Origin of the sequence: Ruegeria aquimaris, from assembly GCF_025751555.1 — a bacterium.
Classification (GTDB): Bacteria; Pseudomonadota; Alphaproteobacteria; order Rhodobacterales; family Rhodobacteraceae; genus Ruegeria_B; species Ruegeria_B aquimaris.
In genome coordinates this window covers 67,236-92,074 of sequence record NZ_JAOWLB010000006.1, presented here as the reverse complement: position 1 = coordinate 92,074, position 24,839 = coordinate 67,236, and the positions used below count along the sequence as shown (strand labels likewise).

Annotated in this window: 23 protein-coding genes; 20 read left to right on the top strand and 3 right to left on the bottom strand. The window is 65.7% G+C overall.

Annotation, left to right across the window (positions count from 1 at the left end):
• Positions 1-2 precede the first annotated feature (2 nt).
• The 20 genes from ftsW (at position 3) to OE747_RS10610 (ending at position 22,003) form a co-directional block, all read left to right on the top strand.
• Entirely contained in the window at positions 3-1,166 is a 1,164-nt protein-coding gene (gene ftsW, locus OE747_RS10705; RefSeq protein WP_263828598.1) for a putative lipid II flippase FtsW, read from the top strand.
• Positions 1,167-1,179: 13 nt separating this feature from the next.
• Complete coding sequence (gene murG, locus OE747_RS10700; protein WP_263828597.1) at positions 1,180-2,274, top strand: undecaprenyldiphospho-muramoylpentapeptide beta-N-acetylglucosaminyltransferase; 1,095 nt, start codon at positions 1,180-1,182, stop codon at positions 2,272-2,274.
• Positions 2,274-3,671, top strand: a complete 1,398-nt coding sequence (gene murC / locus OE747_RS10695; RefSeq protein ID WP_263828596.1) for a UDP-N-acetylmuramate--L-alanine ligase — start codon at positions 2,274-2,276, stop codon at positions 3,669-3,671. The genes murG and murC overlap by 1 nt, the downstream gene beginning before the upstream one ends.
• A gap of 5 nt (positions 3,672-3,676) precedes the next feature.
• Positions 3,677-4,867 carry an APC family permease gene (locus OE747_RS10690; RefSeq protein WP_263828595.1) on the top strand — a complete coding sequence of 397 codons (1,191 nt, stop codon included), beginning with the start codon at positions 3,677-3,679 and terminating at the stop codon, positions 4,865-4,867.
• On the top strand, positions 4,864-5,118 hold the full coding sequence (locus tag OE747_RS10685; RefSeq protein WP_263828594.1) for a DUF2484 family protein: 255 nt from the start codon (positions 4,864-4,866) through the stop codon (positions 5,116-5,118). Before OE747_RS10690 ends, OE747_RS10685 begins: the two co-directional genes overlap by 4 nt.
• On the top strand, positions 5,115-5,360 hold the full coding sequence (locus tag OE747_RS10680) for a DUF2484 family protein (protein WP_263828593.1): 246 nt from the start codon (positions 5,115-5,117) through the stop codon (positions 5,358-5,360). The genes OE747_RS10685 and OE747_RS10680 overlap by 4 nt, the downstream gene beginning before the upstream one ends.
• 3 nt (positions 5,361-5,363) lie before the next feature.
• On the top strand, positions 5,364-5,630 hold the full coding sequence (locus OE747_RS10675; protein WP_263828592.1) for a hypothetical protein: 267 nt from the start codon (positions 5,364-5,366) through the stop codon (positions 5,628-5,630).
• Positions 5,623-5,901, top strand: coding sequence for a hypothetical protein (locus OE747_RS10670; protein ID WP_263828591.1), 279 nt, complete (start codon positions 5,623-5,625; stop codon positions 5,899-5,901). Before OE747_RS10675 ends, OE747_RS10670 begins: the two co-directional genes overlap by 8 nt.
• A 68-nt stretch (positions 5,902-5,969) precedes the next feature.
• The gene (gene murB, locus OE747_RS10665) at positions 5,970-6,896 is read left to right on the top strand and encodes a UDP-N-acetylmuramate dehydrogenase (RefSeq protein ID WP_263828590.1); all 927 of its coding nucleotides are present in this window, start codon (positions 5,970-5,972) and stop codon (positions 6,894-6,896) included.
• A gap of 105 nt (positions 6,897-7,001) precedes the next feature.
• Positions 7,002-7,922: a D-alanine--D-alanine ligase gene (locus tag OE747_RS10660; RefSeq protein ID WP_263828589.1), complete on the top strand. Its 921-nt coding sequence runs from the start codon at positions 7,002-7,004 to the stop codon at positions 7,920-7,922.
• The gene (locus tag OE747_RS10655) at positions 7,910-8,914 is read left to right on the top strand and encodes a cell division protein FtsQ/DivIB (RefSeq protein WP_263828588.1); all 1,005 of its coding nucleotides are present in this window, start codon (positions 7,910-7,912) and stop codon (positions 8,912-8,914) included. The genes OE747_RS10660 and OE747_RS10655 overlap by 13 nt, the downstream gene beginning before the upstream one ends.
• 8 nt (positions 8,915-8,922) lie before the next feature.
• Positions 8,923-10,257 carry a cell division protein FtsA gene (gene ftsA / locus OE747_RS10650; protein ID WP_263828587.1) on the top strand — a complete coding sequence of 445 codons (1,335 nt, stop codon included), beginning with the start codon at positions 8,923-8,925 and terminating at the stop codon, positions 10,255-10,257.
• A gap of 367 nt (positions 10,258-10,624) precedes the next feature.
• Entirely contained in the window at positions 10,625-12,256 is a 1,632-nt protein-coding gene (gene ftsZ, locus OE747_RS10645) for a cell division protein FtsZ (RefSeq protein WP_263828586.1), read from the top strand.
• 212 nt (positions 12,257-12,468) lie between these two features.
• On the top strand, positions 12,469-13,389 hold the full coding sequence (gene lpxC, locus OE747_RS10640) for a UDP-3-O-acyl-N-acetylglucosamine deacetylase (protein ID WP_263828585.1): 921 nt from the start codon (positions 12,469-12,471) through the stop codon (positions 13,387-13,389).
• A gap of 159 nt (positions 13,390-13,548) precedes the next feature.
• Positions 13,549-14,403 carry an outer membrane protein assembly factor BamD gene (locus tag OE747_RS10635; RefSeq protein ID WP_263828584.1) on the top strand — a complete coding sequence of 285 codons (855 nt, stop codon included), beginning with the start codon at positions 13,549-13,551 and terminating at the stop codon, positions 14,401-14,403.
• A gap of 39 nt (positions 14,404-14,442) precedes the next feature.
• Complete coding sequence (gene recN, locus OE747_RS10630) at positions 14,443-16,092, top strand: DNA repair protein RecN (protein ID WP_263828583.1); 1,650 nt, start codon at positions 14,443-14,445, stop codon at positions 16,090-16,092.
• 104 nt (positions 16,093-16,196) lie between these two features.
• Positions 16,197-17,882, top strand: coding sequence for a chloride channel protein (locus tag OE747_RS10625; protein WP_263828582.1), 1,686 nt, complete (start codon positions 16,197-16,199; stop codon positions 17,880-17,882).
• Positions 17,883-18,019: 137 nt separating this feature from the next.
• Complete coding sequence (locus tag OE747_RS10620) at positions 18,020-18,631, top strand: response regulator transcription factor (RefSeq protein ID WP_263828581.1); 612 nt, start codon at positions 18,020-18,022, stop codon at positions 18,629-18,631.
• A gap of 180 nt (positions 18,632-18,811) precedes the next feature.
• Positions 18,812-19,330: a molybdopterin-dependent oxidoreductase gene (locus OE747_RS10615; protein ID WP_263828580.1), complete on the top strand. Its 519-nt coding sequence runs from the start codon at positions 18,812-18,814 to the stop codon at positions 19,328-19,330.
• Positions 19,331-19,417: 87 nt separating this feature from the next.
• Entirely contained in the window at positions 19,418-22,003 is a 2,586-nt protein-coding gene (locus OE747_RS10610) for an ATP-binding protein (RefSeq protein ID WP_263828579.1), read from the top strand.
• 48 nt (positions 22,004-22,051) lie between these two features.
• Here the strand turns inward: OE747_RS10610 and OE747_RS10605 are convergent, their stop codons facing one another.
• Genes OE747_RS10605 through OE747_RS10595 form a run of 3 tightly spaced genes read right to left on the bottom strand, consistent with a single transcriptional unit; the run spans position 22,052 to position 24,836 of the window.
• Positions 22,052-22,729: a GntR family transcriptional regulator gene (locus OE747_RS10605; protein ID WP_263828578.1), complete on the bottom strand. Its 678-nt coding sequence runs from the start codon at positions 22,727-22,729 to the stop codon at positions 22,052-22,054.
• On the bottom strand, positions 22,726-23,748 hold the full coding sequence (locus tag OE747_RS10600; protein WP_263828577.1) for a Gfo/Idh/MocA family protein: 1,023 nt from the start codon (positions 23,746-23,748) through the stop codon (positions 22,726-22,728). Before OE747_RS10600 ends, OE747_RS10605 begins: the two co-directional genes overlap by 4 nt.
• Positions 23,745-24,836, bottom strand: a complete 1,092-nt coding sequence (locus tag OE747_RS10595; RefSeq protein ID WP_263828576.1) for an isocitrate/isopropylmalate dehydrogenase family protein — start codon at positions 24,834-24,836, stop codon at positions 23,745-23,747. The genes OE747_RS10600 and OE747_RS10595 overlap by 4 nt, the downstream gene beginning before the upstream one ends.
• Positions 24,837-24,839 lie beyond the last annotated feature (3 nt).

The window sequence follows — 24,839 nt, the reverse complement described above, 5'->3', positions numbered from 1 at the left end:
TCATGACCGACATGGTGTATGGGGCCGTCCCGGAACGGGGCGGCGAACCGATTCTTCCCAAGTGGTGGCGGACGCTCGACAAATGGTCGATGTCCTGTGTGCTGATCCTGTTCGGGATCGGGCTGTTGCTGGGGCTTGCGGCCTCGCCGCCGCTGGCCGCGCGCAACGGGTTCGACCCGTTCCATTACGTGCAGCGGCAGGCGTTCTTTGGCGGGCTGGCCATTTTGGCGATGCTGCTCACCTCGATGATGTCGCCCACGCTGGTGCGGCGGCTGGCGGTGCTGGGGTTTCTGGGTGCTTTCGTGTCGCTGGCCTTCTTGCCGGTCTTTGGCACCGATTTCGGCAAGGGTGCGGTGCGCTGGTACAGCCTGGGTTTTGCCTCGGTGCAGCCGTCGGAGTTTCTCAAGCCCGGGTTCATGGTGGTGGCGGCCTGGCTGTTTGCCGCCGCGCAGGAGATCAACGGCCCTCCGGGGCGGCTGTGGTCGTTTTCGCTGTGCATGGCGATTGTGCTGATGTTGGTGATGCAGCCCGATTTCGGTCAGGCCTGTCTGGTGCTGTTCGGCTGGGGCGTGATGTATTTTGTCGCCGGGGCGCCGATGCTGCTGCTGGTGCTGATGGCGGGGGTCGTGGTGCTGGGCGGCATGGTGGCCTATTCCAGTTCCGAGCATTTCGCCCGCCGCATCGACGGGTTCCTGAACCCCGATGTCGATCCCACGACGCAGTTGGGCTATGCCACCAACGCGATCCGTGAGGGCGGGCTGTTCGGGGTTGGCGTCGGTGAAGGGCAGGTCAAGTGGTCGCTGCCGGACGCGCATACCGATTTCATCATCGCGGTGGCGGCCGAGGAATACGGGCTGGTGCTGGTGCTGATCATCATCGCGCTTTATGCCCTGATCGTGGTGCGCTCGCTGTTGCGGCTGATGCGCGAGCGGGACATGTTCATTCGTCTGGCCGGAACCGGGCTGGCCTGCACATTCGGGGTGCAGGCGATGATCAACATGGGCGTGGCGGTGCGTCTGCTGCCGGCCAAGGGCATGACGTTGCCGTTTGTGAGCTATGGCGGCTCGTCCCTGATCGCCGGTGGTATTGCGGTGGGCATGCTTCTGTGTTTCACCCGCACCCGCCCGCAAGGAGAGCTTGGCGATCTGTTGCGCGGGCGCGGATAGATGGGCGGGTGAGATGACGCGGAAATACCTGATGATCGCGGCGGGCGGAACCGGGGGGCACATGTTCCCGGCGCAGGCGCTGGCCGAGACGATGCTGCGCAAGGGATGGCGGGTGCGCCTGTCGACCGATGCGCGCGGCGCGCGCTATACCGGCGGGTTTCCGCATTCGACCGAGATCGTGCAGGTGTCGAGCGCGACATTCGCGCGGGGCGGCCTGCTGGCCAAGGCGATGGTCGCGCCCCGGATTGTTGGCGGCGTGCTGTCGATGGCGATGCAGATGCGGCGCGACCGGCCCGACGTGGTGGTGGGCTTTGGCGGCTATCCGTCGATCCCGGCTCTGGCGGCGGCGACGCTGCTGGGCGTGCCCCGGATGATCCATGAACAGAACGGCGTGCTGGGCCGGGTGAACCGGATCTTTGCCAAACGGGTGGCGCAGGTGGCTTGCGGCGTCTGGCCGACGGACCTGCCCGAGGGCGCCAAGGGCGTCCATGTGGGCAACCCGGTGCGGGGCGCGGTGCTGGAGCGGGCCGGGGCGGGCTATATCGCGCCGGGTCCCTATCCGATGTCGGTGCTGGTGATGGGCGGCAGCCAGGGCGCGCGCATCCTGAGCGATGTGGTGCCCGAGGCCATCGCTTCGCTGCCCGACGAGTTGCGCCAGTATATCCGGGTGTCGCATCAGGCGCGGGACGAGGACGGGCAGCGGGTGACCGAGTTCTATGCCGCGCACGGGATTGCCGCCGATGTGCTGCCTTTCTTCAAGGATATTCCCCGGCGCATGTCCGAGGCGCAGCTGGTGATCAGCCGGGCGGGCGCGTCGAGCGTGGCCGATATCAGCGTGATCGGGCGGCCCTCGATCCTGATCCCCTATGCGGCGGCGGCGGGCGATCACCAGACCGCCAATGCGCGCGGGCTGGCGGGCGCCAATGCCGCGATCCTGATCCCCGAAAGCGCGCTGACGCCCGATGCGCTGGCCGCACAGATCACGGCGGTGCTGTCGAACCCGGATGCCGCCTTGCAGATGGCCAACGCGGCCCTGTCGGTGGGCGCGCCGGACGCGACCGAAAGACTGGTGCGGCTGGTCGAAGAGCTGACCGGGAAGGAGACATGATGAGCGCAGCGACCAAACTGCCGCCCGAGACCGGTCCGATCCATTTCGTAGGCATCGGCGGGATCGGCATGTCTGGCATTGCCGAGGTGCTGCTGCGGCTGGGCTACCAAGTGCAGGGTTCGGATCTGAAGGCGTCGAAGATCACCGACCGTCTGGCCGAACTGGGGGCCCGGATCTTTGTCGGGCAGCGGGCCGAGAACCTCGGCCAGGCGGAGGTTGTTGTGGTGTCCTCGGCGATCAAGCCGGGTAACCCCGAACTGGACGAGGCGCGCAGGCGCGGCCTGCCGGTGGTGCGCCGCGCCGAGATGCTGGCCGAGCTGATGCGGCTGAAATCCAACGTCGCCATCGCCGGGACCCATGGCAAGACCACGACGACGACGATGATGGCCGAACTGATGGTGGCGGGCGGGTTCGATCCGACCGTGGTCAATGGCGGCATCATCCATGCCTATGGCTCGAACGCGCGGCTGGGGCAGGGCGAATGGATGGTGGTCGAGGCCGATGAAAGCGACGGCTCGTTCAACCGGCTGCCGGTGACCATTGCCATCGTGACCAATATCGACCCCGAGCATATGGAGCATTGGGGCTCTATCGAGGCGCTGCGGCAGGGGTTTTTCGATTTCGTGTCGCATATCCCGTTCTACGGGCTGGCGGTGTGCTGCACCGATCATGCCGAGGTGCGGGCGCTGGTGGGCCGGGTGACCGACCGGCGGGTGCGCACCTATGGGTTCAACGAAGAGGCCGACGTGGGCGCGGTGAACCTGCGCTACAAAGGCGGGGTGGCGCATTTCGATGTGGCGCTGCGATACGAGGGCGCGGTGATCGAGGGCTGCACCTTGCCGATGCCGGGGGATCACAATGTGTCGAACGCGCTGAGCGCGGTGGCGGTGGCCCGTCATCTGGGGATGAGCGCCGAGGATATCCGCGCGGCGCTGGCGGGTTTTGGCGGTGTCGGGCGCCGCTTTACCAAGGTGGGCGAGGTCGGCGGCGTGACCATCATCGACGATTACGGCCATCACCCGGTCGAGATCGCCGCCGTGCTGAAGGCGGCGCGGCAGGCCAGTTCGGGCCGGGTGATCGCGGTGCACCAGCCGCATCGCTATACGCGGCTGCACAACCTGTTTCAGGAGTTCTGTACCTGTTTCAGCGAGGCCGATGTGGTGGCGATTGCCGAGGTCTATGCCGCCGGTGAGGACCCGATCGAGGGCGCCGACCGCGACGCGCTGGTCGCCGGGCTGATCCGGCAGGGCCACAAGCATGCCAGCGCGCTCCTGAGCGAGGATGACCTGGAGCGGCTGGTGCGCGAACATGCGCGTCCGGGCGACATGGTGGTTTGTCTCGGAGCTGGTACAATCAGCGCATGGGCCAATAACCTGCCGGAGCGCCTGAAAGGATAGCCACGATGACCGAACCCCCGCTGAAACGCCGCATCGGTCTGGGATTGCTGACCGCCTATGGCGTCGGCGTGATGGTGGGGGCCGGGATCTATGTGCTGGTGGGCGCGGTGGCGGCGGATGCCGGGATCTGGGCGCCGCTGGCCTTTGTCGTGGCCGGGCTGATCGCGGCACCGACAGCGCTGAGCTATGCCGAGTTCTCGACCCGGCTGCCCGAGGCGGCGGGCGAGGCGGCCTATGTCGGCACCGGGCTGAACAGCCGGGCGCTGGCCCTATTGGTGGGGCTGGCGGTGGTCTCGGCGGGGACGATATCGGCGGGGGCGGTGCTGCGCGGCGGGGTCGGGTACCTGACCGGGATTGTCGCGATCGATCCGGTCTGGGCAATGGTAGGCCTGGGCGTGGCGCTGATGCTGGTGGCGGTGGCGGGCGTGCTGGAGAGCCTGGCGCTGGCCGCCGTGTTCACCGCGATCGAACTTGGCGGGCTCTTGCTGGTGATCTGGGCCGGGCTGGGGGCCGAGGCTTCGCCCGACTGGGCGATGCCGATGGCGCCGGTCTGGAGCGGCATCGGGCTGGGCGGCATCCTGGCGTTCTTCGCCTTTATCGGCTTCGAGGATATCGTCAACATGGCCGAAGAGGTCGAGGACCCCGAGCGTACTCTGCCACGTGCGATCCTGATCTCGCTGGTGATCACCTCGCTGCTCTATGGTCTAGTGGCGCTGGCGGCGGTGCGGGCGGTGCCGCTGGAGCAGTTGGGCGGGTCGCGCAGCCCGCTGGCGCTGGTCTGGCAGACCGCGCGGGGCGGCGATGCGGCGTTTCTGTCGGCCATCGCGGTCTTTGCCGCGCTGAACGGGATACTGGCGCAGATCGTCATGGCGGCGCGGGTTCTCTACGGGCTGGGCGGGCGGTACCCGGCGCTGGGCCGGTTTCATCATGCGCATCCGCGCTTTGGCACGCCGGTGCTGGCGACGGTTCTGGTCGGGGCGGCGGTGATCCTTTGCGCGCTTTATGTGCGGCTTGAAACGCTGGCGGGAACCACCTCGTCGATCCTCTTGGCGGTGTTTGCGCTGGTCAACGCGGCGCTGATCGTCCAGAAAAGGCGGGAGCCGGAGGCCCGGTTCCGGGTGCCGATGGCGGTTCCGGTGGTGGGATTGGTGCTTTCGCTGGCGGCGCTGGCGGTTGCAGTGAAAGGGATGACATGAGCTGGTCAATCATTCTGGGCGCTCTCTGGGTGCTCGCTTCGACCGTGGTCGCGATGCTGCCGATGCGGCGGCAATATGTGCCGGGCCTGGCGCTGTTGCTGGTCGCGCCGGTGCTTATTGGTCTGATCGGGTATGAGCACGGGGTGCTGCCGGGGTTGCTGGCGCTGGGCGCCTTTGTGTCGATGTTCCGCAATCCGCTGCGGTATCTGTGGCGCAAGGCCACGGGGCGAACCCAGGAAGCGGCGGAATGAGCCTGTCGCTGATCCTGGCCTGTGTCTGGGCGGTGGCAGCAAATGTCATCGCGATGCTGCCCAGCCGCGACCATCACTGGCGCAATGCCTATATGCTGATCGCGGTGGGTATCCCGATCCTGGGCTATGTCACTTACGAAAACGGGCCGTGGATCGGGCTGGTGGTGCTGGCGGGCGGCATGTCGGTGCTGCGCTGGCCGGTGATCTATCTGGGCCGCTGGCTGCGGCGTCCGCGGGCCTGAGCGGTGGATCCGGAGTTTCTGATACCGGTCGGATTGCTGGCGCTGGGCCTTGCGGCGGGCGTTCTGTTGGCGCGGATCGGGGCGGCGATCTGGGCGGTGCTGGCCGCGCTGGCGGCGGTGGCGATGGCCTGGTTGCTGCTGTTCCATTCGCAGCTTTTCGGCTGGGAGGGGATGGGCCCCGGTATCGTGGGGGTCCTGTTCTGCCTGCCGCTGGCGCTGGGGCTGCTGGGCGGCGCCGGTTTTGGCTGCTGGAGGCGCAGGCGTGGGTGACAATCTGCTGCTCTATATCGTTCCGCTGACGATCTTTGGCGGCGCGGCCTGGCTGGGCCACTGGCTGGGCCGGACGGGGCGGATGCGGCGGGTGCTGACGCTGGGCCTGATATCGAGCGCGGCGCTGGCGTTGCTGCTGCTTTACGCCGAAGGGATGGACGACCCCTGGGCCGGGATCGCGACCGCGGCGCTGACGGTTCTGGGGCTGGGGCCGGTGGTGGTCGGGCTGCTGGCCGGGGGCGCGCTGGGCTGGCTCAGGGCGCGGCGCTGAGCTTTGCCGTTGTTCGCGGAGCGCGATCCGGGTTACATGCCCGGTGCGAACAAGACGGGCGGGCAGAGATGATCGACACCAGCAAAATCAGGGGCAGGTTGACCCCGAACCGGGCGCTGTCGGAGCTGACCTGGCTGCGCGTGGGCGGACCGGCGGACTGGCTGTTTCAGCCCGCCGATATGGCGGACCTGCAAGCCTTTCTGCGGCTGCTTCCGCCTGATGTGGCGGTGTTCCCGATCGGGGTCGGGTCTAACCTGATCGTGCGGGATGGGGGCATTCGGGCCGTGGTGATCCGGCTTGGGCGCGGGTTCAACGGGATCGAGGTGGCGGGCGACACGGTCACCGCCGGGGCGGCGGCGCTGGACGCGCATGTGGCGAAGAAGGCGGCGGATGCGGGCATTGACCTGACCTTTTTGCGCACCATTCCCGGCTCGATCGGTGGGGCGGTGCGGATGAACGCGGGCTGCTATGGCAGCTATGTGGCGGATGTGTTCCACAGCGCGACCGTGGTGATGCGCGACGGCGAGGTTGCGGAACTGGGCGCCGGGGATCTGAACTTTCGCTACCGCCAGTCGGATATGCCCGACGGTGCGGTTCTTGTCTCAGCGGTATTGCGCGGACCGGGGGGCGACCCAGAGGCGCTGCATGCCCGCATGCAGGCTCAGCTGCAAAAGCGCGACGAGACCCAGCCGACCAAGGAGCGCAGCGCCGGATCGACCTTTCGCAATCCGGCGGGGTTTTCCTCGACCGGGCGGGCGGATGACACGCATGAGTTGAAGGCGTGGAAGGTGATCGACGACGCCGGGATGCGTGGCGCGCGCCGGGGCGGGGCGCAGATGAGCGAGAAACACTCGAATTTCATGATCAACACCGGCGGCGCCACAGCCGCAGATCTGGAAGGTCTGGGCGAAGAGGTGCGAAAAAAGGTTTACGACACCAGTGGCATAACGCTAGAGTGGGAAATCATGCGGGTCGGTGATCCGTTACAAGATTAAGACCCCGAAACCGTTAACCCTTTCAGGCAAGTACAGGGGCGGAATACGGGGATCAGGACAGCAACGGGTCACACGATAAGACCCGGACAACACTGAGGCACTGAGTTGGGTAAGTCGAGCGGGACACACCCCAAGGTGGCGGTATTGATGGGCGGACCTTCGGCCGAGCGCGAGGTTTCGCTTGTCAGCGGGCGTGAATGTGCCGCTGCGCTGCGGGGAGAAGGGTTCGAGGTGATCGAACTGGATGCGGGGCCGGACCTGTGCGACCGGCTGCGCGAGGTCGCGCCCGACGTCGTGTTCAACGCATTGCATGGCCGCTGGGGCGAGGACGGTTGCGTTCAGGGCTTGCTTGAATGGCTGCGCATTCCCTATACGCATTCGGGTGTGCTGGCCTCGTCGCTGGCGATGGACAAGCAGCGGACCAAGGACGTGTACCGCGCCGCCGGTCTGCCTGTGGTCGAGAGCGTGATTGCCGAACGCGCCGCCGTCGAGGCCGCGCATGTGATGGCGCCGCCCTATGTGGTGAAGCCCAACAACGAAGGGTCCTCGGTCGGGATCTATATCGTGCAGGAAAGCGCCAACCGGCCGCCGCAACTTTCGCAGGAGATGCCCGCGCAGGTGATGGTCGAGCAATACGTGCCGGGGCGCGAGATGACGACCACGGTGATGGGCGACCGGGCGCTGACGGTGACCGATATCCTCACCGATGGCTGGTATGACTATCACGCCAAATACGCGCCCGGCGGGTCGCGCCATGTGGTGCCCGCGGAGATCCCGCAGGAGATCTTTGACCTCTGCCTCGACTATGCGCTGCGGGCGCATCGGGCGTTGGGGTGTCGGGGCGTGAGCCGCACCGATTTCCGCTGGGACGAGGCGCGTGGCGCCGAAGGGCTCTATCTGCTAGAGACCAACACGCAGCCGGGGATGACGCCCACTTCGCTGGCGCCGGAACAGGCGGCGGCGATGGGCATGACATTCGGCCAGCTCTGCGCCTGGCTGGTGGAGGACGCCTCGTGCAATCGCTGAAGCGCAGCCTTTTGCCGGTGCGGTTCCGGCCGCAACTGCCCACCGGGTCCGATGCTGGGTTCGAGGCGGCGGGCGAGGTGCCGCCCGCCGGGGCGGGCATCCGGTTGGAAGGGCTGTCGCGGCTGAAGCAGGGTCCGAAGAAATCCGACCCGGCGCCGTCAAGGCTGAGCTATCGGTTGCAACGCTGGATGCTGACGCCGGGGATCCGGCTGGGCATGCGGATCGGGGTACCGTTCTGCCTGGTGTTTGCCCTGGGCAGCGGCTTTCTGGCCAGTGAAAAGCGCCGCGATGCGCTCAATGCCTTTGTCGCCGATGTGCGCGCCTCGATCCAGGAGCGGCCGGAATTCATGGTCAAGCTGATGGCGATCGACGGGGCGGGGACCAACCTGGCCGAGGATATCCGCGAGGTGGTGCCGCTCGACTTTCCGGTCAGTTCCTTCGACCTGGATGTGGAACAGATCCGGCAGGTGATCACCGGGCTCGACCCGGTAAAAAGCGCCACGGTCCGGATCCGGCCCGGCGGCGTGTTGCAGGTGGATGTGGTCGAACGTCAGCCTGCGGTCACCTGGCGGACGCGCGGCGGGCTGGAGATGCTGGACGAAACCGGCGCCCATGTGGACGATCTGGCGAGCCGGGCCGAGCGGCCCGACCTGCCGCTGATTGCCGGGGAAGGCGCCGACGCGCATGTGGACGAGGCGCTGCGGCTGATCCGGGCAGCGCGTCCGCTGGGCGAGCGCATGCGCGGCTTGGTTCGGATCGGCGAGCGCCGCTGGGATGTTGTGCTGGATCGCGGCCAGAGGATCCTGCTGCCGGTGGAACGGCCGGTTCAGGCGCTGGAGCGGGTGCTGGCGGTCAACGAGGTGCAGGACCTGCTGGAGCGCGGTGTCGCGGATATCGACATGCGGCTGGGCGCGCGGCCCACGATCAGGATGACAGAGGCGGCCGCCACAGAATGGTGGCGGGTGAGAAGTACGAGCGGAAACGGGCAGTAAGACAGATGATGACGGATCTTTATCAGTCGCAGCGAGCGATGCGCCAGATGCGCCAGCAGGCCATTCAACGGGGTGTGGTGGCCATTCTGGATGTCGGAAGCTCCAAGATCTCCTGTCTTGTCCTGCGATTTGACGGCACCGGTCGGCTGAGCGACGACACTTCGGTGGGCTCGATGGCGGGGCAGACCGGGTTCCGGGTGATCGGTGCCGCCACCACCCGGTCGCGCGGCGTTCAGTTTGGCGAGATCACCGCCATGCAGGAGACCGAGCGCGCCATTCGCACCGCGCTTCAGGCGGCGCAGAAGATGGCGGATATCCGCGTCGATCACGTGATTGCCTGTTTCTCGGGGGCGAACCCGCGCTCTTACGGGCTGGATGCCAAGGTCGAGCTGGAAACCCAGGTGGTGACCGAGGCCGAGATCGGCCGGGTGCTGAACGCCTGCGAGGTGCCGGAATATGGCGCCGGGCGCGAGGTGCTGCATGCGCAGCCGGTGAATTTCTCGCTCGACAACCGGTCGGGCCTGATCGACCCGCGCGGCCAGCTGGGCCAGACCCTGTCGGTGGACATGCATATGCTGACGGTGGATTCCACCGCGATCCGTAACCTGGCCCATTGCATCAAGCGCTGTGACCTGGAACTGGCAGGGGTTGCGAACTCGGCCTATGTGTCGGGCGTTTCGGCGCTGGTCGAGGACGAGCAGGAGTTGGGTGCGGCCTGTATCGACATGGGCGGCGGCACCACCAGCGTGTCGATCTTCCTCAAGAAGCACATGATCTATGCCGATTGCGTGCGCATGGGCGGCGATCACGTGACCGGCGACATTTCCATGGGGCTGGGCGTGCCGATGGCGGCCGCCGAGCGGATCAAGACCTTTTCCGGCGGGGTACATGCCACCGGTGCCGATGACCGCGAGATGATCGACATCGGCGGCGATACCGGCGATTGGGAGCATGACCGCCGTTCGGTCAGCCGGGCCGAGCTGATCGGCATCATGCGGCCCCGGGTCGAGGAGATCCTGGAACAGGTGCGGGTGCGGCTGGATGCGGCCGGGTTCGACCACCTGCCCAGCCAGCAGATCGTGCTGACCGGGGGCGGCAGCCAGATCATGGGGCTGGACGGGCTGGCGAGCCGGATCCTCGGCCAGCGGGTGCGCCTTGGCCGACCGCTGCGGGTGCATGGGCTGCCGCAATCGGCGACCGGGCCGGGGTTCTCCTCGGTGGTGGGGCTGAGCTTGTTTGCCGCCCATCCGCAGGATGAGTGGTGGGATTTCGAAGTGCCGGTGGATCGCTATCCGGCCCGCTCGCTGCGGCGCGCGGTGAAATGGTTCCGCGACAACTGGTGAGTTTTCCAAGCGATTTTGCCGAAAAACGGATCGCTTGTCGGTGACAAGCGGTCCTGTGCGTGATAGTCTGAGACCAAGCGCCCGGGACGTGGCGCCATATGGGGCGAGCAGGCCCTCGGAAAATATCAAACTTGTGATTCCCGCCGTCATCCGGCGTGCGGGGATCGGCTTTGTTGTGTCTGCATGACAGTTTTCCGCAATATCTGTGACGATCGGCGAAATACCGCGTCCGGGCGAAGATTCTTTCCATATTTTGTGTTGATTTTACGTTTTACAGGTGACGAAGCCGGTGGAGACCGGTAGGATTGCCTGTGGATAGGTAAGAAAAATCCCTGCAAAGGCGGGGCGCAGAACAGGCGGACAGAGCATGACATTGAACCTTTCGATGCCCGGACAGGACGACTTGAAACCGCGGATCACCGTTTTCGGGGTCGGGGGAGCCGGTGGCAACGCTGTCAACAACATGATCGAGAAACAGCTGGAGGGCGTCGATTTTGTCGTCGCCAACACCGACGCACAGGCGCTGCAACAGAGCCAGGCGCCGTTGCGGATCCAGTTGGGCGTCAAGGTCACCGAAGGGCTGGGCGCGGGGGCGCGGGCCTCGGTCGGCGCGGCGGCCGCCGAAGAGAGCATCGAGCAGATCGTCGATCACCTGGCTGGCGCGCATATGTGCTTCATCACCGCCGGGATGGGCGGTGGCACCGGCACCGGCGCGGCCCCGATCATCGCGCAGGCGGCGCGGGAACTGGGCGTGCTGACCGTGGGCGTTGTCACCAAGCCATTCCAGTTCGAAGGCGCCAAGCGGATGCGCCAGGCCGAGGATGGCGTCGAGGCGCTGCAAAAGGTGGTCGATACGCTGATCATCATTCCGAACCAGAACCTGTTCCGCCTGGCCAATGAAAAGACCACCTTTACCGAAGCCTTCAGCATGGCCGACGACGTGCTGTACCAGGGCGTCAAGGGCGTGACCGACCTGATGGTACGGCCCGGCCTGATCAACCTCGACTTTGCCGACGTGCGCGCGGTGATGGACGAGATGGGCAAGGCGATGATGGGCACCGGCGAGGCCGAGGGCGAGGATCGCGCGGTGCAGGCGGCCGAAAAGGCCATTGCCAACCCGCTCTTGGACGAAATCAGCCTGAACGGCGCCAAGGGTGTGCTGATCAACATCACCGGCGGTCACGACCTGACCCTGTTCGAACTGGACGAGGCGGCCAATATCATCCGCGAGAAGGTGGACCCGGACGCAAACATCATCGTCGGCTCGACGCTCGACACCTCGATGGACGGCGCGATGCGGGTTTCGGTGGTTGCCACCGGGATCGACGCGGTCGACGTGAACGCCGACATGCCGGTACCGCGCCGGTCGATGACCGCGCCGCTCAAGCAGAAGGTTGCCGCCGAAGAGAAACCGGCGCCGCTGACGCTGGAACAGCTCGCCAGGACGCCGGTTGCCGAAGCGGCAGAGGAACCGTCGCTGTTCGAGGGAATGGAAGTCGAGCAGGTCGCGGCCCACGATCTGGGCGAAGACATCTTTGAGGCCGATGAGCCGGAACTGCTGGATGACGACGGCCTGCCGCCGCCGGCCTATCAGCCGCAGGTGCCCGAGTTCGCGCCGCGCTCTTACGAGGAAGAAGAGACGCCGGTCGAAACCTTTGTCGCGCCGCGCGCACCGGCGCCGGGTACCCCCTCGCCCGAGGCGCTGCGCCGGCTTCAGGCCGCCGCCCAAAAGGCGCCGCAGGCTCCGCAACAGGGCCAGCGTCCGGCGCCGCAGGCGGCATCGCATGTGGGAGCGGAAAAGCCGCGTTTCGGGTTCAATCGGTTGATCGACCGGATGACCGGGCATGCCGCCGACGTTCCCGCCGAACGCCCGGCTGCCCCGGCGCGGCAACAGCCGATGATGCGGCAGACTGACGCCACGGCACCCGCGCGCGCAGAGAGCGACCCCGATCAGGAGCGCATCGAAATTCCGGCCTTCCTGCGGCGTCAGGCCAACTGATAGCGGTCACAATACTTCAGTATGGGGTCGCCTCTGGGCGGCCCTTTTCTTTTGTAAAACAGTGGGTTGCGAGGTAACGGGCGGAGTTTTGCCGATCTGTTACAGACTTGTTTCAATCGGTTACAAAGATTGAATTGAGCCTTCGGGCGCGGTCACTTACCTGAGATGCAACACAGCTCAGAGAGGCTGTAGGCAACCGTCAGAGGCCTGTCTTGCAACATACGCTGAAAACCTCGGTGACCTTCCAGGGGAATGGTCTGCATAGCGGGGCACCCGCGACACTGACCCTTCGTCCCGCCGCCGCTGGCCATGGAATCTGGTTCAAGCGGACGGACATCGAGATCGGCGATGCCATGATCCCCGCGATCTATGATCTGGTGGAGCGCACACCGCTCTGCACCCGCCTGGTCAACGAGGCCGGCGTCTCGGTCTCGACGGTCGAGCATATCATGGCGGCGCTGGCGGGATGTGGCGTTCACAATGCGTTGATCGAGATCGACGGGCCGGAAGTGCCGATCATGGATGGTTCGGCGGTGGAGTTCGTGCGTGGGATCATGGCGCGCGGTGTCCGTCGGCAGGCGGCGCCGGTGCTGGCCTATCAGGTGCTCAAGACGGTGACGGTCGAGAAGGATGGCGCTCGGGCGACCCTGATGCCCTCGGACCGGCTGGAAATCGAATTCACCATCGACTTTGCCGATGCCGCGATCGGTCGCCAGACCCGCCGGATGGACATGCGCAACGGCAGTTTCGCGCGCGAGCTGAGCGACAGCCGCACCTTCTGCCGCCGCGCCGATGTCGAGGCGATGCGTGCCAACGGGCTGGCCCTGGGCGGCACGCTGGACAACGCGGTGGTGGTCGATGGCGCCGAGGTGTTGACGCCGGGCGGGTTGCGCCATGCCGACGAGGCGGTGCGCCACAAGATGCTGGATGCGCTGGGCGATCTCTATATGGCGGGCGGTCCGATTCTGGGTCGGTATGTGGGTGAAAAGGCAGGGCATTCGCTGACCAACACCTTGCTGCGGACCCTGTTCGAGGAGCCGGGCGCGGTGCGCCCGATCCTGTGCACGCCGGAACAGGCGGCGCTGTTGCCGGGGCAGGGCCTGGTTTGGGCTGAAATTCCCCAGGTTGCCTGAGTTCTTGTCCATGCGGCGCATGGTTCGACCGAAATTCACGATCGCCCGGCCAACAGGCCGGGCGATGCGTTTAGGGCGTTTTGCAGCGGAAATTAATGTGCTAGACCGAGGCGCAACCGGGGGACACACTCCGCTCGCAAGACGACAAGGACAAGCGGCATGATGGGCATCAGGGCAGGGGCCAGGATATTCGGCGCGTTACTTCTGGCGACGGTTCTGACGGCATGTAGCGGTGGTGGATTCCGCCCTGCGGCGGATCGGACCCAGAACCTTGAAACCTACACGCCGGAACAGATTTTCGAGCGTGGTGAATACGAGTTGTCGCAGAAGCGCACGGACGATGCGGCGTTCTATTTTTCGGAGGTCGAGCGGCTTTATCCCTATTCCAACTGGGCCAAGCGGGCGCTGATCATGCAGGCGTTCTCGTTCCATGCGGGCAAGGATTATCCCGAAAGCCGGGCGGCGGCGCAGCGCTATATCGACTTTTACCCGGCGGACGAGGATGCGGCCTATGCGCAGTATCTTCTGGCGCTGAGCTACTACGACCAGATCGACGAGGTCGGGCGCGATCAGGGCCTGACGTTCCAGGCGCTGCAAGCGTTGCGCACGGTGATCGAGGTCTATCCGGACAGCGAATACGCGACCTCGGCGATTCTGAAGTTCGATCTGGCCTTTGACCATCTGGCGGCCAAGGAGATGGAGATCGGCCGGTATTACCTGCGCCGTCAGCACTACACTGCCGCGATCAACCGGTTCCGCGTCGTGGTCGAGGATTTCCAGACCACCACCCATACCGCCGAGGCACTGCACCGTCTGGTCGAAGCCTATTTGTCGCTGGGGCTGGTGAACGAGGCGCAGACCGCGGGCGCGATCTTGGGCTACAACTATCAGTCGTCCGAATGGTACGAGGCCAGCTACAAGCTGCTCACGGCGCGCGGTCTGAAGATGCGCGATCCGGGTAACAACTGGCTGAGCCAGATTTATCGTCAGTCGATCAAGGGACAGTGGTTGTAAGGGGATGGCGGGCCGCAGGCCCGTCTTGCGGGGCCGCTGATGCTTCGGGCGCTTGAAATCAGGGACATGCTTATCATCGACCGGCTGGAGCTTGATTTCCAGCCGGGTCTGAACGTGCTGACCGGCGAGACCGGGGCGGGCAAGTCGATCCTGCTGGACAGTCTGGGGTTCGTGCTGGGCTGGCGCGGTCGCGCGGAACTGGTGCGGCAGGGCGCGGCGCAGGGCGAGGTGACGGCAGAGTTCCATTTGCCGGGCGGCCATCCGGCGCATGAGATCCTGGCCGAAGCCGGTTTGCCGGGCGGCGACGAGCTGATCCTGCGACGGGTGAACACGGCGGATGGCCGCAAGACCGCCTGGGTCAATGACCGGCGCTGTTCCGGCGAGGTGCTGCGGGCGCTGTCCGAGACGCTGGTGGAACTGCACGGCCAGCACGATGATCGCGGGCTTTTGAACCCGCGTGGTCATCGCGCGATGCTGGATGCCTATGCCGGTCATACCGAGTTGATGGAGACTGTGCGCCGGGCCTGGACCGCATGGTCACAGGCGCGGCGCCGGGTCGAGACCGTAGAGGCCGAGCTGGTGGCGGTGCGGGCCGAGGAGGACTTCCTGCGCCATGCGGTGGCCGAGCTGGACAAGCTGGACCCTGAGCCGGGCGAAGAGGCGGCGCTGGATGCGCGGCGCCGGATGATGCAGGGGGCCGAGCGCATCCGTGACGATGTTGCCCGCGCTTTCCAGTTGCTGGGGACGGAAGGGGCCGAGGGTGCGATGGGCGACGCGCTGCGCTGGCTCGAAGGGGTGAGCGACAAGGCGGGTGGCCGGCTGGAGGGCGCGGTTGCCGCCCTTGGCCGGGCGATGATCGAGCTGGGCGAGGCGCAGTCCGGGGTCGAGGATTGCCTTGAGGCGTTGGATTTCAACCCGGTCGAGCTGGAACAAGCCGAGGAGCGGCTGTTTGCCATCCGGGCGCTGGCGCGCAAGCACGAGGTGCTGCCCGACGAACTGGCGGGCTATGCCGATACGCTGCGTGGCAAGCTGGCGGCATTGGATGTCGGAGATGCCGACCTGGCGGATTTGCAGAAGGCGCTGACGCAGGCCGAGGCGGAGTATGACACCGCTGCCGGTGCGCTGTCGCAGGCGCGGCTAGCCGCTGGCCGGGATCTGGATGCGGCGGTGATGGCGGAACTGGCGCCGCTGAAGATGGAGCGCGCGGTGTTCAGGACCCGGATGGAACCGGCGGAGCCGGGCCCGGAGGGGCGGGACGCGGTGACCTTCGAGGTGGCGACCAACCCCGGTGCGCCGTCGGGGCCGCTGAACCGCATCGCCTCGGGCGGCGAGCTGAGCCGGTTCCTGCTGGCGCTCAAGGTCTGCCTGCTTGGCGATGACCGGGGCGTGACCATGATATTCGACGAGATCGACCGGGGGGTCGGCGGCGCCACGGCGGATGCGGTGGGCCGACGGCTGGCGGCGCTGGCCGAGGGCGGGCAGGTTCTGGTGGTGACCCATTCGCCCCAGGTGGCGGCGCGTGGTGGACATCACTGGCGGGTGCAAAAGGATGTTGCCGAAGGCGCGACCCTGTCAACGGTGGTGCCGCTGGACGCAGACGACCGCGTTGACGAGATCGCCCGGATGGTGGCCGGAGACACGATCACCGAGGCGGCCCGGGCGGCGGCCCGGGCGCTGCTCACGTCCTGACCCGGGCGCAACACCTGTGCACTTGCAGGTGAGCGGAGGGGCAAAGCGTCTTTCCTGACGGGGCTGGCTGTCCTACTAAGGGGAAAAGGCATCCCGGGCGCAGAATGATCCAGTCCATCCGTACCGTTCTGGTGCAGCAGATGATGCAGGCAAAGGCGGAACTGGCCGATGCCTGGAAAGTGCTGCGCCACCGTGGCCCGAGCCAGGTGCAGTTCTGGTTCATCGCCCTGGCCATCGGTGTCGCCGCTGGGGCGGCGGCGGTTGCCTTTCGCAAGGGAATCAACGGGTTGCAGGCGGCGCTTTACGGCACCGAGGATGTGCATTTCCTGCACAGTTTTGCCGAGCATCTGCACTGGTCCTGGATCCTGTTGATCCCGACCCTGGGTGGGCTTGTGGTCGGTGTGGTGTTGCACTGGACCACGCCCGACGGGCGGGTCCGCTCGGTCGCGGATGTGATCGAGGGCGCCGCGCTGAGCGATGGAAGGGTCGAGGTCCGCGCCGGGATCGGGTCGATGATCGCCTCGCTAATCACGCTGAGTTCGGGCGGATCGACTGGCCGCGAGGGGCCGGTGGTGCATATGGCGGGGGTGATCTCGACCTGGGTCTGCCGCAGGATCGACGCCGACGGGATCACCGGGCGCGACCTGTTGGGCTGCGCCGTGGCGGCGGCGGTGTCGGCCAGTTTCAACGCGCCGATCGCGGGGGCGCTGTTTGCGCTGGAGGTGGTGCTGCGCCATTTCGCGGTGCATGCCTTTGCCCCGATCACCATCGCGGCAGTGGCGGGGACGGTGGTCAACCGGCTGGAACGGGGCGATGTGACCGAGTTCGTGCTGGAGACGCCGGGCTCGCTGCAGTTCTATGTGGAACTGCCCGCCTTTCTGTTGTTGGGGCTGATCTGTGGGCTGGTTTCGCTGGCGCTGATGCGGGCGATCTTTTTTGCCGACAGTTTCGGCACCCTGGTTCAGAACCGGCTGCGGTTTCCCCGCTGGCTGCGCCCGGCTGTGTCGGGCGCGCTCTTGGGGCTGATGGCGATCTGGTTCCCGCATATCATCGGTGTCGGCTACGAGACCACCATCCTGGCGCTGAGCGGCGAGCTGGCGCTGGGCACGGCGATCCTGTTTGCGGTGATGAAGACGGCGGCGCTGGCGATCACCATGGGGGGGCGGATGGGCGGCGGCGTGTTTTCGCCCGCGCTGATGATCGGGGCGCTGACCGGGCTGGCCTTTGGCCTGATCGCCACCAGCGTGCTGCCGGATGTGTCGGGCACCCATGTGCTCTATGCGTTTGCAGGGATGGGGGCGGTGGCGGCGGCGGTGCTGGGGGCGCCGATCTCGACCACGCTCATCGTGTTTGAGTTGACCGGGGACTGGCAGATCGGGCTGGCGGTGATGGTTGCGGTCAGCATGTCGACGGCGCTGGCCTCGCGGCTGGTGGACAGGTCGTTCTTCCTGACGCAACTGGAGCGGCGCGATGTGCATCTGGCCGCCGGTCCGCAGGCCTATCTTCTGGCCTTGCTGCGGGCAGGCGCGGTGATGCGGCCGCTGGGCGATCCGCGCTGCATCTCGCGCGAGGAGTGCGAGGCGCTGATGGCCGAGGGCGTGTCGATCCTGGCCAGCGCGACGCTGGAGGCGGCGATGCCCTGGTTCGACCGGGACGAGATGCGGTGCATTCCCGTGGTGATTCCGGACGAGGATGGCGGCGAAACCCCGGTCGGTGCGCTCTATCACGTGGATGCGCTCAAGGCCTATAACCGGGCGCTGGCGGCGACGGCGGCCGAGGAGCATTCCTGACACTGCGGCGGCCCGTCGATCTTGTCAGGTTGCCGACCCGCAGGTTCCCGGTATTGGCAGCAAGTGATTGCGCACGACGCCGTATTGTCCGATGATGTCAGGACAATTTTGCAGGCGCGGAAGGCTCTGGGTGGGAAATGAAGGTTTTGCTGGCAGATGATCACGATCTGGTTCGGGACGCTTTGAAAGCGTACCTGGAAAGCGAGAAGGATATTGTCGTCACCACCGTGCCGAATCTGTCCTCGGCCTGCGAGGCCGCCCGCAAGACACTGTTCGACGTGGTTCTGCTGGACTATTCCATGCCCGGGATGAATGGTCTTGAAGGGTTGGACAAGGCGATAGAGGCGGGTGATGGCCGCCCGGTCGCGATCATGTCCGGCACCGCCAGCAAAGCGGTCGCCCAGGAGGCGCTCGCCGCCGGGGCGGCGGGCTTTTTGCCCAAGACGATGGGGGCAAAATCGCTGGTCAATGCCGTGCGTTTCATCGTGGCGGGCGAGACCTACGTTCCTGTCGATTTCATGAATGCGGCCGAGATCGAGCGCGCGCATCCGATCGCCTCAGAACTCAGCGGTCGCGAACTGGAGGTGCTGGAACGGCTTTGCCGGGGCTTGGCCAACAAGGAAATCGCCCGCGAGCTGTTTCTTCAAGAGGTGACGATCAAACTGCATGTCAAGACCTTGTGCCGCAAGCTGAATGCCCGCAACCGGACCCAGGCGGCCCTGATCGCAAAAGATGCGGGGCTGTTCTGAGGGGGCGCGGCGCGAGGCGTGATCGGGGGCTGGGCGATACCCGGACATGACTTTTAAGCGCTTGAACCGGCGAGGCGGGGGCGGAACTATCCTTCTGGATAGGGAAAATACCTGAAAGGGCGGGTTCAGGATCATCAGAATATATCCATAGTTTTCCCGAGATATACGGTTGGAAAGAGGATGAAGATCTTGAAATGCGCGAGGGCGATCCTGTCGCTGGCGATTGGTCTGTTTTGGGCCGCCTCCGTTGCGGGTGGGGAGTTCTCCGCTCCGTCTCAGGACGTGGTGCTGGTGGTTTCGGGCGATATCGAGCAGACGAATTCGGCGGAAGGCGCCCAGTTCGATCTCGCGATGCTGCAAGACATGCGTCAGGTCTCGTTCGAAACGACGACCCTCTGGACAGAGGGGGTCGTTCGGTTCACTGGGGTGCCGCTGGCGGAGATTCTGGAACGGCTTGGGGTATCGTCCGGGACGATCCGGGCGCAGGCCCTGAACGACTACATCGTTCACATCCCCGTCGCTTCGGTCGAGCCCGACGCGCCGGTGGTGGCGTATGAAATGAACGGGCAATCCATGTCACGCCGCGACAAGGGACCCTTGTGGATCGTCTATCCCTATGATGCGTCCGATCGTTTCAGGACGGAAACGGTCTATACCCGCAGCATCTGGCAGCTGGAGCGGATGGAAATCACCCAATAGTCCGACGGTTTCGGCCAGTACGCGGAATACCGAGGTCATGGGAGACAGATTGCGCGTTTCCGCAGGACCACTTACACCGGAAGAATGATGTTCCAGCGCAAACTAGAGCGTGGCAGCACCGTCCTTGGGGCGATTGTCGGCGGCGGACTTGCGATGCTTGTCCTGCTTGTGGCGCTATTTACGCGACAGGCGTTGCAGGATGTGGAAAGCCTGAAATCCGCGATGTCGGACAACGTCCAGTGGACGCTGTCGCAGACCGAGGTGGATCACCTCCACGTGCTGGGGGCGCTTGAGGATGCCTTGGCCGTTCAGGGGCGCGAACTGACCGCCGCCGAGGTCGAGGAGATCCGTAAGACATTCGATCTGTTCTTCAGCCGCAGTGTCATGCTGAAGGAGGGCAAGCTGTTCCTGACGCTCAACTCGCGCCCCGAGTTCAGCGACCCCTTGCGCCAGATTCGGTCTGTTCTGCGCGCGAACCTGCCGCTGATCGACGGACCGGACGATCGCCTGATCGCGGCCCTTGCCGAGTTGAAGGCGGATATCGACGGGTTGCGCCCCCATGTCCGCGAGATCTCGGTTCAGGGTCTTGCGCTGATCGCCCAGCAGTCGGACAGCCGCCGAGAGGCGCTGGTCGCCACCATCACACGGTTGATGGTCCTGGTTGCGGTGTTGTCGATCGCGCTGGTCACGGTCAGTACCTATCTGTTGATCGTCAATCGAAAGACGCTCCGGCGGGGCATACAGATTCAGCAGGTCAGTGAACGGATCAAGACCGTTCTGGCCACATCGCAGGATGCGGTGGTGGTGCTCGACATGTCGTGGAAAGTGACCGAGTTCAATGCGGTGGCCGAGCGAATGTTCGGCTTTCGCGCGGGCGATGTGATCGGACGCCCGGTATCGGAGAATGTCATCCCGCTGAACATGCGGGATCTGCTACATCAGAGAGACCGGCAGCGCGCCGGCAAGACTCAGGTTGTGACCGCCGGACCGCGGCTTGAACAGTTCAGCGCCAAGCGCAAGGACGGCACCGTGTTTCCGGCGGAACTGACCCTGCAATCGGCCTTTGATGGAACCGAGGAGATCATCGTCGGTTTCATCCGGGACGTTTCGCGCCAGGTCGCGGATGAAAAGGAACTTGTCGAGGCGAGCGATCGGGCGCTGACCGGGGAAAAGGTGAAAGCCGAGTTCCTGACGATGATGAGCCATGAAATCCGCACGCCGCTGAACGGAATTCTCGGTAACCTTTCGCTGTTGGAAGAGACCGATCTGACGGAGGAGCAATCCGCTTTTGCCCGCAGCATGGAGATCTCTGGAAAGCTGCTGATGGGGCATGTCAATTCCGTGCTCGATATCGCCAGCCTTGAGGCGGGCAAGATGGCGGTTGTGCTGAATGCGGTGAATATCGACGAGGTTCTCCAGGAATGTGTCGAGAGCCAGCGTGGCAGCGCCGCTGCCCGGGGCAACAGCCTGGAATGGTATTGGGTCGGTGAGCCGACGCCTTGGGTGATCACGGACAGGCGGCATTTGCAACAGATCCTGCTGAACCTGCTGGGCAATGCCATCAAGTTCACGGAAAACGGCCAGATCGCCATCGAGGTGGAGCAAAGCCCGCTTTCGTCGAACGCAAAGATGACGCAGCCGGGCTTGGAGTTCCGGGTCGTCGACACGGGCATAGGCATACCCGAAGAACAGCTCGATCTGATCTTTGACGATTTCCGGACAACGGATGCGTCGTTCAGGCGGGCGGCGGGGGGCACCGGGCTGGGGTTGGGAATCGCCCGGCGGCTGACGCGAAACCTGGGCGGCGATATCGGTGTCGAAAGCATGGTGGGCGAGGGCAGCGTCTTTCATTTCCACATCCCGGTGACAATCGCCACGGCGCCGGACGCGCACAAGGATGAGGACAGAAAGGTCTCGGACTCCGCGACGCTCGATATCCTGGTGGTCGAGGACAACGAGATCAACTTGCAGGTCGTCAGCACCATGCTGCGAAAGCAGGGCCACCGGGTGGCCGCGGCGGTGAACGGACAGGCGGCTGTCGAGCAGGCCGCAGAACGGCCTTTCGACCTGATTCTGATGGATATCAGCATGCCGGTCATGGATGGGCTGGAGGCGACCCGCCTGATCCGCGGCGGCACCGGTGCGTCGCGCGATACCGTCATTGTCGCGTTCTCGGCCAATGTTCTGCCCGGTGACCAGCAGAGTTTTCTTGCCGAGGGCATGAACGGGTTTCTTGGCAAGCCCCTTCTCCTCAAGGACCTGCGCCGCCTGTTGCTGGAACATGTGCCGAAGGTGCGTGCGCGGCGGGCAAACGGTGCCGCGGATGCGATGGAGCCGGACGGGCCCGAGCTGACACGGACCCGGATTTCGGAAATGCGCGAAGCGTTGGGGGACGATGGGACCGGTCGGCTGTTGCAGCGTCTTGCCGGCGAGTTCGATGATCTTCTCGCCGCGATCGACGATGATTTGCAGGCTTGTGGCGGCTGGCCCGCGCTTTCAGACCGTATACACAAGGCGGCGGGCAGCGCGGGCGCGTTCGGGCTTGTCGAGATGCAGGCGCTGTTGGCCGAGATGGAGGATGCGGCAAAGTCCTCGAATGCCGCCGCAATCCATGTCGGCAAGGCAAGGCTGGAAGGCGCGTGGTCGCAGGCCCGCCCGTTGCTGCGGTTCTGACGCGACGGTGCGGGCCCGATCCGGGCGAGGTCGTGCCGCCGGTACCGGTCAGATATGGTTCAGGCGATAGCGTTCGAGCAGCGCCACCATCATGTCGCCGGCCGTCCGGCGATGCTGGTGGTGGATATCGCCGGCCAGACAGGGGTGGCCGGCGCGGATGGCCTGATACACGCGGCGGTGATCCGCGTTCGACTGAACCGGATTGGGCCGCATGAACAGGGTGACCGCGCGCGCGCGGCGCACCTGATCGCTCATCAGCATGACCATCGCGCTGAGCCGGGCATTGCCGCCAAGGCGGACCAGTTCCAGGTGAAAGCGGTCGTCCGCCTCGGCCCAGGCCTCGAGGTCGTTGCGGTCAAGCGCGGTGTCCATATCCGAGAGCGCCTGCGCCAGCCGGGCCAGTTCCGCATCGTCTGGTCGCCGTTCGGCGGCACGGCGGGCGGCGAGGCTTTCAAGCTCGGTTAGGATGTCGTAGATCTCGCGCATATCGGCGGGAGAGACGGGCAGGATGCGCACTCCCTTGCGCGGGCGCAGTTCCAGCAGGCCCTGGCCTTCGAGCATCAGGGCGGCTTCGCGCACCGGGGTGCGCGACATGCCCAGCCGGTCTGCCAATTCGGATTCCAGGTGGTCGGACCCTGCGGCAAGGGTGCCGTCGAAGATCATCTGGCGCAATGCGCATACCGCGCGCTGGGTATTGGACAGGGGCTTGTCGCCGGGCTGTGTCATGGGGTCTCCAACGGGATCTTGCGGCCGGTTGCGGCCGAGGCATAGACGGCGGCCTCGATTTCGAGCACGCGCAGATAGTCGCGGGCGCGGTTTTCAGGCGGTTTTCGGGCCATAAGGCTGGACAGGACATGGGTTTGCAGGGCGTGCACACAGTCGCCGCCGAACCCGTCAAAATTGTCGGGGGGCAGGATACAGGTGGCATCCGGCGCGCCGAAGCGGCGATGCCAGAGGGAACCGTCGCCGCGCAGGGACAGGCTGCCGTCCAGACCTTCGATCAGCGCCTCGCCCATGGTGCGGCGGCGGTTGTCGGCGGCGTGATCCAGGCAACGGTTGCCGTCGAACAGTGCCCGTACCCCGCCGGGATGGTCAAAGAGGATCAGGCCCGCATCCTCGCCCGCGATCACCGGGTTGATGCGGCGCAGGTCGGCGTAGACGGCTGTTGGCTCGCCAAGCAGATAGCGGAAGGTGTCGATCCAGTGCACTGCGGTTTCGTGGATCAGCAAGCGTTCCATCGTCCGGAAATAGGGTTGCCGGTCCAGATAGGCATCGGGCCCCTGTCCGTCGCCGGGGCGCAGGCGAAACGTGACCTGTTGTACAGCGCCGATCCGCCCGCCGTCGATCGCCTGTTTCGCGGCGCGGTACCAGGGCTGGAACCGGAAGTTCTCGTGGATCACGAGCAGGGCGCCGGCGGCCTCGGCCTCGGCCGTGATCTGTCGCGCCTCGGCAAGGTCGCGGCAAAAGGGTTTCTGGCAGATCATCGCCTTGATCCCCTGCGCGAGCGCGGTGCGGATCGCTTCGGCCTGCGCCTCGGGCGGCAGGATGATGTCGAGCAGATCCGGTTGCGTTTCGGTAAGCATCCGGGCGAGGTCATCAAAGCCGGGCAGGCCGGTGGCGGATGCACGCGCGATATCGCGGTCGCAGGTGCCGACGAGGTCGACATTGTCCATCCGTGACCAGCTGCCAAGGTGGTACTGGCTGAAATATCCGGCACCGGCACAGGCGACGCGCAGCCGGGTCATGGCAGAGACAAGGCCCGTGCGACCGCATCCGCCGCAGCCCGGGTTCCGGCGGTGCCGCCCAAGTCGCGGGTCAGGGCGGACCCCTCCGCGATCACATGTTCGACCGCGTGGCGCAGGCGTGCGCCGTCGCGGCGCAGCCCGGCATTGTCGTGCTTGTCCCCCAGCCAGTCGAGCATCATCGCCGCCGACAGCAGCATGGCGAACGGGTTGGCAAGACCCTGGCCCGCGATATCGGGCGCGGTGCCATGGCAGGGCTGGAACACCGCGTGATCCAGCCCGATATCGGCCGAAGGCGCCATGCCCAGGCCGCCCATCAACCCGGCGCCCAGGTCGGAGAGGATATCGCCGAACATGTTTTCGGTGACCAGAACGTCGAAATCCCAGGGCCTTTGCACCATCCACAGCGCCATCGCATCGACATAGGCGTGATCTGCCGTCAGGTCCGGGTGGCGTGCGGCCTCTTCGTCGAAAATCTTGCGGAAGAAGACGAAGGCACGGAACACGTTGGCCTTGTCGACGCAGGTGACCCGGCCCTTGCCACGCCCCGCTGCCTTGCGCCGGGCGGCCAGATCAAAGGCGAAGCGAAACAGTTTTTCGGAGGTGTCGCGGGTGATGCGCAGGGTTTCGCGGGCTTCGGTGTCGCTGACCTCGCCCCGGCCCTTGGTATAGAACAGCCCCTCGGTGCTTTCCCGGATCAGGACAAAGTCGATGGTCTTGCCGGGCGGCAGGGTCAGCGGCCCGGGCTGGCCCGGGCGCAGCGTCACCGGACGCACCCCGGCAAAGAGCGACAGCTCCATTCTCAGGTCGATCTGCGGGGTGATCTCGGTGCCGTCGGGATAGCGCACGTCGGGCAGACCCATCGCCGACAGCAGGATTGCGTCCGAGGCGCGGGCCAGCGCCAGCGATGAAGCGGGCAGGGCGGTGCCGGTGTCGCGATAGTGGCCTGCTCCGGCGGGCGCCTCGGCAAAATGGAGGGCGTAGTCCGCGGCGCCATCGGCAAGCGTTTGCAGGATCTCCACGGTTGGGGCGGTGATTTCGGGGCCGATACCGTCGCCCGGAAAGACGGCGATCTGATAGGAATTTCGCATCTG

Coding starts and splice junctions, on each gene's coding strand:
- ftsW (WP_263828598.1), top strand. CDS start 3: ATGACCGACATGGTGTATGGGGCCGTCCCGGAACGGGGCGGCGAACCG.
- murG (WP_263828597.1), top strand. CDS start 1,180: ATGACGCGGAAATACCTGATGATCGCGGCGGGCGGAACCGGGGGGCAC.
- murC (WP_263828596.1), top strand. CDS start 2,274: ATGAGCGCAGCGACCAAACTGCCGCCCGAGACCGGTCCGATCCATTTC.
- OE747_RS10690 (WP_263828595.1), top strand. CDS start 3,677: ATGACCGAACCCCCGCTGAAACGCCGCATCGGTCTGGGATTGCTGACC.
- OE747_RS10685 (WP_263828594.1), top strand. CDS start 4,864: ATGAGCTGGTCAATCATTCTGGGCGCTCTCTGGGTGCTCGCTTCGACC.
- OE747_RS10680 (WP_263828593.1), top strand. CDS start 5,115: ATGAGCCTGTCGCTGATCCTGGCCTGTGTCTGGGCGGTGGCAGCAAAT.
- murB (WP_263828590.1), top strand. CDS start 5,970: ATGATCGACACCAGCAAAATCAGGGGCAGGTTGACCCCGAACCGGGCG.
- ftsA (WP_263828587.1), top strand. CDS start 8,923: ATGACGGATCTTTATCAGTCGCAGCGAGCGATGCGCCAGATGCGCCAG.
- ftsZ (WP_263828586.1), top strand. CDS start 10,625: ATGACATTGAACCTTTCGATGCCCGGACAGGACGACTTGAAACCGCGG.
- OE747_RS10635 (WP_263828584.1), top strand. CDS start 13,549: ATGATGGGCATCAGGGCAGGGGCCAGGATATTCGGCGCGTTACTTCTG.
- recN (WP_263828583.1), top strand. CDS start 14,443: ATGCTTCGGGCGCTTGAAATCAGGGACATGCTTATCATCGACCGGCTG.
- OE747_RS10625 (WP_263828582.1), top strand. CDS start 16,197: ATGATCCAGTCCATCCGTACCGTTCTGGTGCAGCAGATGATGCAGGCA.
- OE747_RS10620 (WP_263828581.1), top strand. CDS start 18,020: ATGAAGGTTTTGCTGGCAGATGATCACGATCTGGTTCGGGACGCTTTG.
- OE747_RS10615 (WP_263828580.1), top strand. CDS start 18,812: ATGAAGATCTTGAAATGCGCGAGGGCGATCCTGTCGCTGGCGATTGGT.
- OE747_RS10610 (WP_263828579.1), top strand. CDS start 19,418: ATGTTCCAGCGCAAACTAGAGCGTGGCAGCACCGTCCTTGGGGCGATT.
- OE747_RS10605 (WP_263828578.1), bottom strand. CDS start 22,729: ATGACACAGCCCGGCGACAAGCCCCTGTCCAATACCCAGCGCGCGGTA.
- OE747_RS10600 (WP_263828577.1), bottom strand. CDS start 23,748: ATGACCCGGCTGCGCGTCGCCTGTGCCGGTGCCGGATATTTCAGCCAG.
- OE747_RS10595 (WP_263828576.1), bottom strand. CDS start 24,836: ATGCGAAATTCCTATCAGATCGCCGTCTTTCCGGGCGACGGTATCGGC.